The following is a 12,989-nucleotide window of genomic DNA, read 5'->3' on the forward strand; positions in this document are numbered from 1 at the left end:
ATAACTTATTTTTTTAATTCTTTCTGCATTTTTTCAACTACAGCAAGTAAATCATCTTTTGTTGGTTTCTTGTTATTTTTAGATAATACAAAGCTGTTATTGCTAACGGGTAAAAAAGCATTATCAAATATGCTTGCAATATAAGGGTTGTTAGCTACGTACTGACTTTCATCCATTTTTATTTTTAAGGCTATTAAATCATTTTGGATCATTTGTTCCTCATTATTAAAAATTCCACTATTAGAATCTGTATATACATCATTTTGATATTGATCTAAAAATCGTGCAAATTCTTGTTTCTCCATTACTTCCTTAAGACTTTCTGGTTTATTCATGTTTATTACCTCTTGTTTTTATAAAATTCAACACATTCAATTTAACATACTAATGAGATATTAAGCCATTCCCGGGAGTCGAACCCGGCACCTTTTCCTTACCATGGAAATGCTCTACCTACTGAGCTAGAATGGCATTCCTATTTTACCACACCAAAAATGGTACACTAGGATAGAATTCATAAAGATTAGAAAAGGACGATAATATGAAACGACATTTTAAACTTTCCCTCCTAGTCACTTGTCTCGTACTACTGATGATTCCACTCACAGCCTGCAACAAATCGGCATCCAATAACCAAAAGAAGATTCAGGTTGTAAGTTCCGTTAACTTTTATGGTGATGCGGCTCAGCAAGTCGTTGGAAAGTACGGTCACAACACGTCCATCATCAATTCAGACGTTGATCCACACGACTTTGAACCAACAACTAACAACGCGAAAGAAGTTGCCAAGGCAAACGTGGTCATCTCAAATGGAATTGGTTATGACGATTGGATGAACGAATTAATTCACAACGCTGGAAACGATCATCAACAAGACGTGAACGTTGGCAAATTGATGCATAAAAAAGATGGCGACAACGAACACATTTGGTATAAACCAACTACCATGGACCATTTGGTTGATCATCTAGTTACCGTCTACAGTAAGATTGATCCGGATCACCGTGGATATTTTGAGGAAAATGCGCAAACATACAAAAATGAATGGGGCCAAACGCAACGGTTAATCAAGCAGTTATCAAAGAATTCGCACGGTCAATCAGTTGCAACCAGCGAACCCGTCTTTGACTACTCGCTATCAGCCCTTGGCTACAAACTTAAGGACTACGGATTCTCAAATGCCATTGAAAAGGGCGTTGATCCTTCAGTCAGTGACATCTCCAACCTGCAAAGTGATATGCGCAATCATAAAATTGCTTTCTTCGTTAATAACACTCAATCCGATAGCCCGGTGGTAACGCAAATGGTTAAGTACGCTAAAACACATCATGTTCCCATTTTAAACGTCTCAGAGACTGCTCCAAAGGGGCAAAATTACATGCAGTGGATGAATAATCAGTACCGAGAACTTGGAAAAATCCAAAAACAACAATAAAAAATGATGCTCAAAATTTGAGCATCATTTTTTATCTAGTTAACTTTTAAAGCTTGTTCCATTGCCTTTTGTTCCATCTGATTTTTAGCTTTGTTCTGCATTTGCGTCTTAAATTCATTCTCAGCTTGTTTTTGCAGCTTAGCTTGGTCCTTTGGTGACATCTTTGGATTTTCGGCCATAGCTTGTTGTATCTTAGCTGCTACAAACTGTTTCCCAGAAGCAGCCATCTGTTGCTGAGCTTCAGGACCTTGTTGTGACTGTTTCATTTGAGCAGCCTCTTGTTTCATGGCCTTCCCAAATGCTTTAGCTTGTTCAGGTGTGAATACCATGTAACCTGATTTTACGTGGAAAGTATTCGTACGTTTAATAAAGGCTTCTTTTTGAGCAAACATGAAGAAGACTTTGTAAAATTTATTTTTGTAGACCCAATCTTGTTGCTTCGTAACCAGTTTGTTTGAATCGCCACCTGGTTTGATTTCATTCGTAGTGTCAATCGCAGGTGTTACGGTTGGCTTCTTTTGACTTACATTCTTTTTGTAGATCACAACTTTATCATTAGTCTGACCAATCTTCTTATACAATATCATGTTGGCTTGATTGTTCACTGATGTAAACGAAGTGGTCTTAACCGTGGTCTTCTTTTCCATCCCAAAGTGATTGTGGTAATTGGCAATCATTAGACCAATCGTAATGATAATCAAAGCAGCAAATATAAGGCCTAAAGAGGTCGCCACTTTTTTATTAGCAATCAAATTCCACGTTAAGAAAAAGGCAATTACAAAAATAATTAGTAAGATAAATATCATTATTTTTTACCTCCCTTTTCAAAAACAGGATCCTCAGTAACATGACCCTTTTTCAACGCAAACGTCAAAAGAAAGGCAATTAATGAGATTAAGAATGCGACTCCAAAGGCTGCCATGTATCCCTTTAAATTAGCGTTAATTGCTCCAGCTCGATATGCCAATGGATTAATTTTAAGTAAGTGTTTTGCTGGCATATTATTGGTAGTAACGTTGGCTAAAATTGAAATCATAACGGCCGTTGAAATTGATCCACAAACCTGTCTAAAGGTATTGTTAGCAGCAGTTCCATGCCCCATTTCAGAAACTGGAAGAGCATTCATTCCAGATGTCGTTACTGGCATCATGGACATTGCCACCCCAAACATTCTAATCGCATACAAAATAACAACGTAAATGGTTGGAGTATCCTTTGTTAAAAACAAAAATGGAAAAGTCCCAACCGTCAATAAGAACAATCCACCCATTGCTAAACGACGGGCCCCAAACTTATCGAATAGTCTTCCAGTAATTGGGCTCATAAATCCGGTTAAAAGTGCTCCGGGTAATAGAGTCAATCCGGAATGAAAAGCACTCATCCCTCTAACAATTTGTAAGTAAAGAGGTAAGACCATTTCAACTCCGACCATTCCCATGAAGACCACCGCACTGACAATGGTTCCAAGTCGAAATTCACGTGATTTGAAAACATTTAAATTTAAGAACGGGTTCTTCATGACCAGTTGACGCCATCCAAAGAGAATAATAAAAATGACTCCAATAATTAATCCCCAAATGACAGTTGGACTTCCCCAACCGTCATTTCCAACTGACGAGAATCCATAAAGTAAACTACCAAAACCAATGGTAGACAAAACTAATGAGAGATAATCTAGCTTACTTTTCTTAGTTGGAAGAACTGGTTTAACAAAAAATAGTCCTAATATAATGACTACGGCAACAATGGGAGCAATAATCCCAAATAGATTTCGCCAAGATGAGGTATCAATCACCCATCCAGATAACGTTGGTCCAATCGCAGGAGCTAACCCAACAACGATTCCGGCCAGTCCCATGGCAGTGCCCCGTTTTTCTGCTGGAAAAATTGATAACATGATGGTCTGAAGTAATGGCATGGCAATACCAACACCAACTCCTTGAATCAAACGGGATCCAAATAAAAACCAGAAGCTTGGAGCTATCCATGACCCCACCGTTCCAATCTCAAAGATGATCATTGCTGATAAGTACAGCCATTTAGTGTTAAAACGTCCACTCAACCAGGCACTAACTGGAATCAAAATTCCGTTAACCATCATAAATCCGGTGGTTAACCACTGAACGGTCGAGGTATTAACATTAAAGGCACGCATTAATGTTGGAAAAGCCGTTGACAAAATGGTTTGGTTTAAAACCGTACAAAAAGTTCCAACCAAAAGAATAATGACAAACATGGTTCGATTATACTTTTTGCCATTCGCATCAACAGCAGGAATATTATGCATTATATATGCCCCTTTCAAAAGCTTAATTAATTAATATTTGCTCAAAATTACAACACCAACTACTATACAACCATCCGATGTTTATGTCAATTTAATTGACACGTGCATTATTTTACATATAATTAGTATTGTATTATTTAATGAATTCATCGAGTTTGATTAAGCATAGAAAGTAGGTAAACCCTTGGAAAATGAGAATGATCAAGACGTAGCTGACCTCAACGGACGACTCGGAAAAATCATCAAAAAAAATAACATTTCGGTTGGCATTGGTGATATTTCCAAGTGCTCCGGCCTTTCCCAAAGTAAGATTCGCTACTGGGAGCAGCGAGGATACATTACTTCTTTACCAGTTCATAAAAATCAAAACAAGCGATATAGCATTTATACCTTAGTAACCGTTTTATTAATCAAATCCTATCTAGAGTCCGGATTTACTCTAGCCACGGCAGTAGATAAGGCAAAACGTCACGAAGAAATCAGTAAAGTTTTTAAAAAATTAATCCTTGATCGGGTTCAATACGTTAAAACTAAAAATGACGACTACTGCATTAATATGGGACCTCTTTCAGACGACCCCAGTAAATCGGTCATTATCAAAGTCAGCGATCGTGGTAGTAAAATCACACTAATGGATACAAAAAAGACACTTCCTAATTAATTAGGAGGTGTCTTTTGGTTTAGATTAAATTATTTATTTTCGCCTAATTTAACCTTGTCTAAAATGTTTAAGTCAGAGTCAATATCATAAACAATTGGTTGACCAGTAGCAATCTCAACGTTCATGATGTCTTCATCAGAGATTCCTTCAATGTACTTAGTTAAAGCACGAAGAGAGTTACCATGGGCAGCAACGATCACATTCTTGTTGTCTAACAATTTAGGAGCAATGTGATCTTGCCAGAATGGAATAACTCGTTCCAAAGTAACCTTTAAGTTCTCACCACCAGGGATTGCCTTTGGATCTAAGTCAGCATAACGACGATCTTTGGCAGCTGAGCCTTCATCATTTGCGTCCAAAAGTGGAGGCAAAACATCGTATGAACGACGCCAGATGTGAACTTGTTCCTTACCGAATTTTTCAGCAGCTTCCGCCTTATTTTGGCCTTGAAGTGCACCATAGTGACGTTCGTTTAAACGCCAAGACTTCAAAACTGGAATCCATAATTGGTCACTTTCATCCAACACATAATTTAAAGTCTTGATGGCACGCTTTAAAACTGAAGTGTAAGCTTGGTCAAATTGAATGCCTGCTTCAGCAATTAATTTACCCGCATTTTTAGCCTGCTTAACTCCTTCTTCACTTAAGTCAACGTCGACCCAACCAGTGAATTGGTTCGATAAGTTCCATTCACTTTGGCCGTGTCTAACAAATACTAATTTAGCCATTGTAATTACCCCTCTTTTGTTTTTATACTAGTTCATTTTACATCATTTAAAACTTTTTTTCACTAACTTACTGATCTTACTAAACCAACCTGGTTTCCGATTTCTCGCCACTTCATCAACGTTTTGGACTCCCAAGACGTCCAGTAAAAAGGTGAAAACAGGAACCGAAACGATTAATCCCCACGTCCCAAAGATGTGTTCACCAACCAGGAGGACTACGAACGTAAAGAAGATGGGCAGCTCGGTCTTAGCCGACATGAACTTGGGGTTTAACACGTATGCTTCAAGTAGATGAACCAACATAATGATGATGAAGATGTATACCACGTATCTAAATCCACCTACAGTATAACCAATCAAGGTTAGAGGGATTAACGAAATGATAACCCCAGCCACCGGAATGAGGCTCAAGAAGAAAATCATGACAGCTAAGATCAAAAGCTGTGGAATTTGCATGATCCATAAACAAATCGTGGTAATGGTCGTGTTACAGATTGCGATAAAGAATTGGGCTTCAATCACGACCCCAAAGGTTTTGACGAAAGTCTTCGCGAAAAACAGGATATCCGAGAAGAACCACCCAAAGGTACTGGTTAAAAACTTCTTAGAAAAGCGCTTCACCTGCTTAAGTTCCAAGGTAAAAAAGAAACTCAAAAGTAGTGACAAGAACATAGCAATCCCAGTTGAACCAATGCTTGTAATGTAACTCCAAATCAGGTTCATACTTCCCTTAATCTGGTTTGGTACATTAAAGTTCTTTAGTAACCATAAAACCCACGAACGTAATTCTGGGTTTTTAATCGAATGGGGACTTTCATAAAAGGTAATTAGCGTCTTGGTTATTTCAACTCCCTGCTCAGCAATCTGGGGGAGGTACAGGACACTTACCAGTACAATGGCTCCCACAATTAATAAGTAAATCACAATGACCAAGATTGGAATCGGAATCTTAATCCGGGCCCGAATCCAAAGTACTAGCTTGGTTATTAATAACGTAAAGATAAAGGTCAAAAGAATGGTAGTCATCATTGAGCGACAGAGATACAGAACAACGACAATTAGCAACAAGACCACTGCCCGTCTTAATTTTGTGTTATTTAAAAATTTTTGCCACCAATTGGTTAAATTCTCCATTTTGGTTTTAATCCATCCCCTCTCCATTCATAATTCGTATTTAACACTTTACTCAAATCAATTTTAATAGTAATACGTAATATTTTTATTATAGCATCTAATGTAATTTGTTAAAATTCATGTCAGTCTATTTTACGAGTTTCACAAAAAAAGGTTATAATGGCCATATAACTATTGAATTAAAGAGAGGTTTTTATATGCTTGAAAAGACGTTTTACAGTGAATTTATCAAACACAGTTTTAATATTCCATTAAAGGTAACATACTGGGATGGTTCTACCAAGACTTATGGTAAGGGTGAGCCTAAAGCTCACATTACCATCCACAAGGCAATTCCAATTAAAGATATTACCAGTAATGCTTCAATCGCTTTAGGTGAAGCATACATGGATGGTGTAATCACTGTTGAAGGGATTTCTTTAGAAGATTTAGTTGCAGCAGCTTACCTGGATAGCAGCAGTTTCTTACACAACAAGAAATTCATTAAGTGGCTACCAAAGTCTTCTCATTCAGAAGCAGCAAGTAAAAAAGATGTGCAAAAGCATTATGACATCGGAAATGAATTCTACAAAATTTGGCTGGATAAGACCATGACCTATTCATGCGGTTACTGGGAAAGTCCAGAAGATAGCCTGTACGATGCTCAGATGAATAAAGTTCATCACATCATCAAGAAACTAAACCCACAGCCTGGTGGTACTCTTTTAGATATCGGTTGTGGTTGGGGTACTTTAATGTTAGTTGCCGCTAAAGAATACGACCTAAAGGTTACTGGTGTGACTCTTAGTCAGGAACAATGCGACTACGTTAACGAACAGATCAAAAAATACGGTCTTGAAGACGTCGCTGAAGTCCGCCTTCAAGATTACCGTGAACTACCAAAGTCAGAAAAATGGGATTACATCACATCAGTCGGAATGTTTGAACACGTTGGGAAAGAAAATCTTGATGAATACTTCAAGGTTGTTTCAGACCACTTAGCGAAAAACGGAAACGCCCTCATCCATGGAATTACCAGACAACAAGGTGGTGCGATCAATGGTTGGCTTAATAAGTGGATCTTCCCTGGTGGTTACATTCCCGGTTTGACCGAAAACTTAGACCACATTATTGATAATGGCATGCAAATCTATGACCTGGAATCACTAAGAAGACACTACCAGAAGACTACGGAAACATGGGACAAAAACTTCAATGCGCACCGAAAAGAAATTGAAAATATGTTTGACGAACGTTTCTGCCGCATGTGGGACTTGTACCTTCAAGCCTGTGCCGCTTCATTTAAGGTTGGAAATATCGATGTCATGCAGTACCTCATTTCAAAGGGACCGGCTGGTGCATCACTTCCAATGACTCGTGACTACATGTACAAATAACTTAATATAATAGATAGTAAAAGACGTAACTTCATCAATTAAAGTTACGTCTTTTTGTTATCAAATATTCATTAAAGGACAAACGTTAACAGAAACACCGCCGCTAGTCCTGCCATCACTGAAACTAGCATAGACCGGGTCCAGTAGGCAATCCCAATTACTAACACAGCAGCGATTAACTCTGGTCCCTGACCACTAATCGAAAAGGCATATGACTGATTAATAAAAATATCCTTTACTACCAGTGAAGTAAACAGACAAATTGGTACAAATTCCATCCATTCGGTAAACCACTTTGGAATTTTGCGCTTTCTAAAAAATGCTAATGGTATAAATCTTGGAGCTAAAGCAACCAAAAAACACAGCAATATTAACAGAAAGTGTTGCATCGCATCCCATTTCATAACAATTCTCCCAACTTATTCCTTCGGTGTCCCCGCAGGGTTTTTAAACGTCTTAAGAAAAATACTTTTCTTGTTGGTCTTCCGTTTTCGACTCCGAAAGTATTTATCAAGCAAGAAACCGATGAACGATGCAACTAACGTCGCCGCAACTAATCCAAGTGTTGATTTAGTTAACACTAAGAAGAAGATCGCAAGTCCAGCAGCAAAAAGTGCAATAAACACTTTTAGCAAATCCTTTAACTGCATCACAATCATATACAAGAAGAGCGCTGTGAGTGCGAAATGCACCACGGTTAGATCAATTGTAAGAGCTGACCCAATTAAACTCCCAACTAAGTTACTAATGGTCCAGAAAAATAACGTAAAATGTTCTACTTGCAACGCATCCTTCGGGGTCCATTTCTTGTCAGTTGAAAACTTTAAATAGTTCACAGCGTAATTTTCGTCATTTAAAGAACAGGCAAAAAAGAACGTAAAGAGCGTGTTCTGCCCGTGAAGATACTTAGAAAGACTCGATCCTAATAATGCGTATCTCAGCTCTAGGAAAAACAGCATCAACACAATCGTTAGAAGTGGTGAATTAATGGTTAACATGGATGCGATCAAAAATTGGGCACCACCGGAAAAAACCAGTAGTGATACCAAAATCGTGTTAAACGTGTTAAATCCCGCGGCGTGTAGCAAAATCCCACACGCCAAACCAATTGGAATGTAACTCAAGTCTAAGGGAAACGAGACCTTGAAATTGGCTTTCCAAGTAGGTTCATTAGGATTCGGTACTAATTTTGTCAATTGAAATCCTCCACTTGATTTCTTGAATAAATAACCTAAAAAAATTAATTAACTTTTTGCGTACATTGTTCATTATAAGAAAAAATGGCAAAATAACAAACCATAATTTTGTTCTAATGGTAATTATCAGAAAAATTCCACAATTTCACGGAACAATTTCGAAAAGAAGCCAACCTTATCAACGCTTTGGCAGGTAACGATTGGTGCTTTTCCACCATCATGATTTAAAAATTCCACCTTCTGATTTTTAAATCCAACCTGATTCGTTCCAACTTCCTGATTTTTAAGCACAGGAGCTGATACCGCGTTATCTTTAGCATGCTTTGAATCAAGTATAATTTGGTCGCTAAATTCATTTGGTTGAGAAACCTTGCCCCACAGGGTAACTGGTTTGCTCATCTTGACTTTAACCGTCCGTTTTTTCCCGTTAATCACCCTTAGATGATTCTCGGTAAATTGATCGTTATCATACTCCATGGGGCGATAATTCTTGATTACGTGTTCCATTAAGTTCTTGGTAACGAGAAACCGTTGATTAGGCTTAGCACCCATAACTACCGTGATAATGCGGTGACCATGGTGATTATCTAAAGTCCCCGCAAAGTTTTCGCCAGCTTTCTTAGAAGTTCCCGTTTTTAGACCATCAACGTTTAAGGCTGGATCGTAATATCGTTGTCCCTTCAACATTTCGTTAGAGGTCTTGACAACTTCTTTCGGTTTTTGGTCGGTATCACCAAAGGTATACTGCGTTTTCTTAGTGGTTTTTAAAACATCAGGATACTGCGAAATAATTTTGGAAGAGATGATTGCCGTGTCTTTTGCTGACATCTCATTTTCAGAATCACCAGTCACCCTTGGCAAATTCATCGGTGCAACCTGTTTGTTAGTCAGACCACAGGCATTATAGAATTTGGCGTCTTTAATTCCCAATTCTTTGGCAGTTATTCGCATGGTTTTGGCAAAATTCTCACTGTTACCAGAGATTTTATCACCAAGCGCCATCGCACTCGCGTTAGCTGAACCAATCAGGGCCGTTGAATAGAGCGCCCTTACCGTGTATTTCTTATGGGCCTCTAATTTAACGTTGGTAAACCCTTTTTTGGTACTTAATTTGGCAACTGCAGGTGAAATATCCACCTTAGTGTCCCATTTCAATTGATGATCATGAACTCGTTTTTGAACTATGTATGCGGTGAGTAACTTACTCATCGAGGCTGCCGGTAGGTTTCTAGCAGCGTTTTTTTGATAAATAATCTGTCCTGATTTAGCGTCCACTGCAATGGCAGCTTTACTATCGATTTCGTTCGAGTTAGCCTTTGCCAAGGTCTCTGGAATCATTAAAACGAGCGCTAACGTCATGATTAAAAATGAAACGAGAAATTGATGACCACTATGATTACTTTTCTTGGTTTGCATTTTTCTCTCCTATCACATGTTTATCTTTCCGTAATGGATGCTTAACATCTAACGGAAGGTAAATCTTAAACGCGGTTAATTTTTTCGTTGAAGAAACGTTAATATAACCTCCCTGATTGGTGACAATCTCACGAACAATGGCAAGTCCTAGGCCAGTTCCGCCAGTTTTGGTATTTCGTGACTCCTCAACCCGGTAAAAACGATCAAAGATGTGATCTAGTGACCCCTTAGGGATCTGTTCGCCATCGTTTGAAACGATAATTTCAACTCCTTCACTACTAAATGGCTTAGCAGAAAGATAGATGTGACGTCCACCCTTTCCATACTTAAAAGCATTCGAAATCAGATTATTAAATACCCGACCTAACGACTCCGCATTGGCTTTGATCGAAATATCGTGCTTGAGTGGCTTCATTTCAATCGTCATCTTGTGCTTAGATGCATCAAGTTTAAATGAGGTCTGAAGCTGCTCTAATAGCGCATTCACATCAATGTTATCAATTTTTTGCGAAGGCTTAGACTTGTCGCCCGCCTTAGCATACTCAAAAAGCCGATCCACTAATTGTTTCATTTGTTGCGCCTTTAAATAAGCAATATGTGAATACTTTAAAATGTCGTCTTCATTTTGATACTGACCGTCTTCAATGAGACCAAGGTATCCCAGAATTGAAGTTAGTGGCGTTCTTAAATCATGGCTAACGCTAGTGACCAATTTGTCCTTTGAAGCTTCCACCTCTCGCTCATCATTCATGGATTCAATGACACTATCAACAAGCGCGTTGATACTTTGAATGACTCGCTCGGTATCTCCCTTTAATTCAAAGGGAATTCGATGGTCAAAATGCCCGTTCGCAATGTAATGCAATTCCGAAATAATGTGACGGAGTTGCATTTGATGATAGCGCCGAATCAACCGCCAGTAAATAATAATGACATCGATTACGCCCATAGCAATGATGAAGAGATTCTCCCAGCTAAGTAGTCGAAAATGCATCGGGCCAAAGGTCACCGACTGCTTAATGATGAAGATTCCGTCCCTTAGACCCGGGTTACTCTCGATTGATTCAGTGATAATCACGGTAATCGCCAAGTTTAAAAGGAGTAATAATATTAAAGTAACTACTCCTTCAACAAATAATTCAGTTTTTTCTTTCGTCGTTAATTTCAAACTCAAGATTCCTCTTATTATTTATGCTTCCACTTTGTAGCCGACGCCCCAAACGGTTTGAATCACTTTTTCACCGCCAGTGGCTTCTTCAATCTTGTCACGTAAATGACTGACGTGGACCATGACGGTTTTAGCTGAAATGATACTTTCTTGTTTCCAAACGCGCTCAAAAATCTCATCAGCGGAAAAGACCCGGTTAGGATGGCTAGCAAGAAGGTACAAAATACCAAACTCCAGAGCGGTTAACTGGATTTCTTTGCCGTCTTCCGTCTTAACTTCGTGTGAATCCTTATTGATAGTCAGTGGACCCACGTTTAAAATGTCAGGCTTGTCCTTAGTGACATCGTTTTGACTTCTTCTAAGCAGGGAACGAACCCGTGCCATGATTTCCAATGGGTTAAATGGCTTGGTGACGTAATCATCAGCTCCAGAAACCAATCCCTGAATTTTATCCATATCAGCCGTTTTAGCGGACAACACAATGATCGGAATCTGGGAGTCTTTTCGGATTTCTTTAATAACATCAATCCCACTCATTTCCGGCATCATGATGTCTAAAATTACCAAGCCGATGTCTGGTTCAGTACGTAAAAGTGAGAGGGCATCACTACCATTATAGGCTGAGATTGGTTCGTATCCTTCGTTTTTAATGTAGATTTCTAATAATTGTGCGATTTCTTTATCGTCATCAACAACTAAAATTTTCATTTTAATTACCTCGAATTCACTGTTTTCTTTCAGTTTATCAGATTGAAAACAGAGATTAACCAAAATTGTTTTAATATTATAAACATTTAAACTTTCACATCAAAAAAATCGTAGACCAGTTGATCCACGATTCATTAATTAATTTCGGTTCCCGGTAAATAGTCCATTGGTAATTGGGAAACGATGACGCATGTACAAAATTCCCGCAATTCCAATTACACCAATCACTGCATCAACAATCGGACTGGTAATCGGGTTAATCACTCTCGGAATATACGTTCCACCAAAGAAGACTAGCATCCAAATTGCGAACAATAGAACCATCATCAAAGCTCGAATGATGCCATTATATTTATGTTTTACTCCCGGAGCAAACAAGTTAGTCATAAGTGGCATCCCTGCACCAGCAACAATCGAGGAAACGAAGATGCCAGTGATCCCCATTACACCACCCTTTGATGCTTGCGAGGAATTAATGAAGAACATGGCTGCGTACAAGAAACAGAACAGGACCAAAAACCACAAAAAGTTGTACGTGGCATCAATCACGTAGGTGATGGGTGTCATTTTTTGGGGTTTCTTTGGTGGATGAACCGTGACTTGCACTTTTTGAGCAACCGTTCCATACAGATTCTTTGCAGTCACCCCACTCTTTTGGGCCTTTTTTAGTTCGTTCACCATCGTACTGATTTGAGCAGCTTGCTTTTCTGGTTCCAATTTGGTTTCCGAAAGTTCCTGCTTAAATTTATACATGTATTCAGCATTTCTCTTGGTCAAACCAACGTGATCAAATTGTTCTCGTTCAGCAATCTTAGTGTTTGAGTGATGTTGATGCTGTTTTGCTTTAGCATTTCGTTTTCGATTATCTTCCTCGCTCATA

14 protein-coding genes and 1 tRNA gene are annotated in these 12,989 nt (G+C 38.6%); 3 read left to right on the forward strand and 12 right to left on the reverse strand.

What is annotated here, in order from left to right:
• Positions 1-5: 5 nt before the first annotated feature.
• The gene (locus AC6UDB_RS04125) at positions 6-335 is read right to left on the reverse strand and encodes a hypothetical protein (protein ID WP_500709219.1); all 330 of its coding nucleotides are present in this window, start codon (positions 333-335) and stop codon (positions 6-8) included.
• Positions 336-398: 63 nt separating this feature from the next.
• Positions 399-471, reverse strand: a tRNA-Thr gene (locus AC6UDB_RS04130).
• A gap of 70 nt (positions 472-541) precedes the next feature.
• Between AC6UDB_RS04130 and AC6UDB_RS04135 the strand changes: the two genes are divergently transcribed.
• Positions 542-1,435, forward strand: a complete 894-nt coding sequence (locus AC6UDB_RS04135) for a metal ABC transporter solute-binding protein, Zn/Mn family (protein ID WP_500709220.1) — start codon at positions 542-544, stop codon at positions 1,433-1,435.
• A gap of 35 nt (positions 1,436-1,470) precedes the next feature.
• Here the strand turns inward: AC6UDB_RS04135 and AC6UDB_RS04140 are convergent, their stop codons facing one another.
• Positions 1,471-2,241 (reverse strand): DUF4811 domain-containing protein, encoded by a 771-nt coding sequence (locus AC6UDB_RS04140; RefSeq protein WP_500709221.1) that lies wholly within the window; start codon positions 2,239-2,241, stop codon positions 1,471-1,473.
• On the reverse strand, positions 2,241-3,722 hold the full coding sequence (locus AC6UDB_RS04145; RefSeq protein WP_500709222.1) for an MDR family MFS transporter: 1,482 nt from the start codon (positions 3,720-3,722) through the stop codon (positions 2,241-2,243). The genes AC6UDB_RS04140 and AC6UDB_RS04145 overlap by 1 nt, the downstream gene beginning before the upstream one ends.
• 184 nt (positions 3,723-3,906) lie before the next feature.
• Between AC6UDB_RS04145 and AC6UDB_RS04150 the strand changes: the two genes are divergently transcribed.
• Positions 3,907-4,383 (forward strand): MerR family transcriptional regulator, encoded by a 477-nt coding sequence (locus tag AC6UDB_RS04150; RefSeq protein WP_500699628.1) that lies wholly within the window; start codon positions 3,907-3,909, stop codon positions 4,381-4,383.
• A gap of 29 nt (positions 4,384-4,412) precedes the next feature.
• Here the strand turns inward: AC6UDB_RS04150 and AC6UDB_RS04155 are convergent, their stop codons facing one another.
• Together AC6UDB_RS04155 and AC6UDB_RS04160 are read right to left on the reverse strand one after the other, a co-directional pair.
• On the reverse strand, positions 4,413-5,111 hold the full coding sequence (locus AC6UDB_RS04155; RefSeq protein WP_500694015.1) for a 2,3-diphosphoglycerate-dependent phosphoglycerate mutase: 699 nt from the start codon (positions 5,109-5,111) through the stop codon (positions 4,413-4,415).
• Positions 5,112-5,153: 42 nt separating this feature from the next.
• Positions 5,154-6,245 (reverse strand): AI-2E family transporter, encoded by a 1,092-nt coding sequence (locus AC6UDB_RS04160; protein ID WP_500694016.1) that lies wholly within the window; start codon positions 6,243-6,245, stop codon positions 5,154-5,156.
• Positions 6,246-6,442: 197 nt separating this feature from the next.
• Here AC6UDB_RS04160 and AC6UDB_RS04165 point away from each other — a divergent pair, with 197 nt between their 5' ends.
• On the forward strand, positions 6,443-7,621 hold the full coding sequence (locus AC6UDB_RS04165) for a class I SAM-dependent methyltransferase (protein ID WP_500694017.1): 1,179 nt from the start codon (positions 6,443-6,445) through the stop codon (positions 7,619-7,621).
• A 71-nt stretch (positions 7,622-7,692) separates the two neighbouring features.
• Here AC6UDB_RS04165 and AC6UDB_RS04170 read toward each other — a convergent pair whose 3' ends face one another.
• The 6 genes from AC6UDB_RS04170 to AC6UDB_RS04195 form a co-directional block, all read right to left on the reverse strand.
• The gene (locus AC6UDB_RS04170; protein ID WP_500694018.1) at positions 7,693-8,025 is read right to left on the reverse strand and encodes an AzlD domain-containing protein; all 333 of its coding nucleotides are present in this window, start codon (positions 8,023-8,025) and stop codon (positions 7,693-7,695) included.
• 15 nt (positions 8,026-8,040) lie between these two features.
• Positions 8,041-8,817: an AzlC family ABC transporter permease gene (locus tag AC6UDB_RS04175; protein WP_500696938.1), complete on the reverse strand. Its 777-nt coding sequence runs from the start codon at positions 8,815-8,817 to the stop codon at positions 8,041-8,043.
• Positions 8,818-8,943: 126 nt separating this feature from the next.
• Positions 8,944-10,233 carry a D-alanyl-D-alanine carboxypeptidase family protein gene (locus AC6UDB_RS04180; RefSeq protein ID WP_500709223.1) on the reverse strand — a complete coding sequence of 430 codons (1,290 nt, stop codon included), beginning with the start codon at positions 10,231-10,233 and terminating at the stop codon, positions 8,944-8,946.
• Positions 10,214-11,401: a sensor histidine kinase gene (locus AC6UDB_RS04185; protein WP_500709288.1), complete on the reverse strand. Its 1,188-nt coding sequence runs from the start codon at positions 11,399-11,401 to the stop codon at positions 10,214-10,216. Before AC6UDB_RS04185 ends, AC6UDB_RS04180 begins: the two co-directional genes overlap by 20 nt.
• A 21-nt stretch (positions 11,402-11,422) precedes the next feature.
• The gene (gene croR, locus AC6UDB_RS04190) at positions 11,423-12,109 is read right to left on the reverse strand and encodes a response regulator transcription factor CroR (RefSeq protein WP_500694021.1); all 687 of its coding nucleotides are present in this window, start codon (positions 12,107-12,109) and stop codon (positions 11,423-11,425) included.
• A gap of 138 nt (positions 12,110-12,247) precedes the next feature.
• Positions 12,248-12,988, reverse strand: a complete 741-nt coding sequence (locus AC6UDB_RS04195; protein WP_500695787.1) for a DUF1129 family protein — start codon at positions 12,986-12,988, stop codon at positions 12,248-12,250.
• Between the last annotated feature and the right edge of the window lies 1 nt (position 12,989).

The sequence above is a fragment of the Fructilactobacillus sp. X3R2C1 genome, assembly GCF_059901235.1.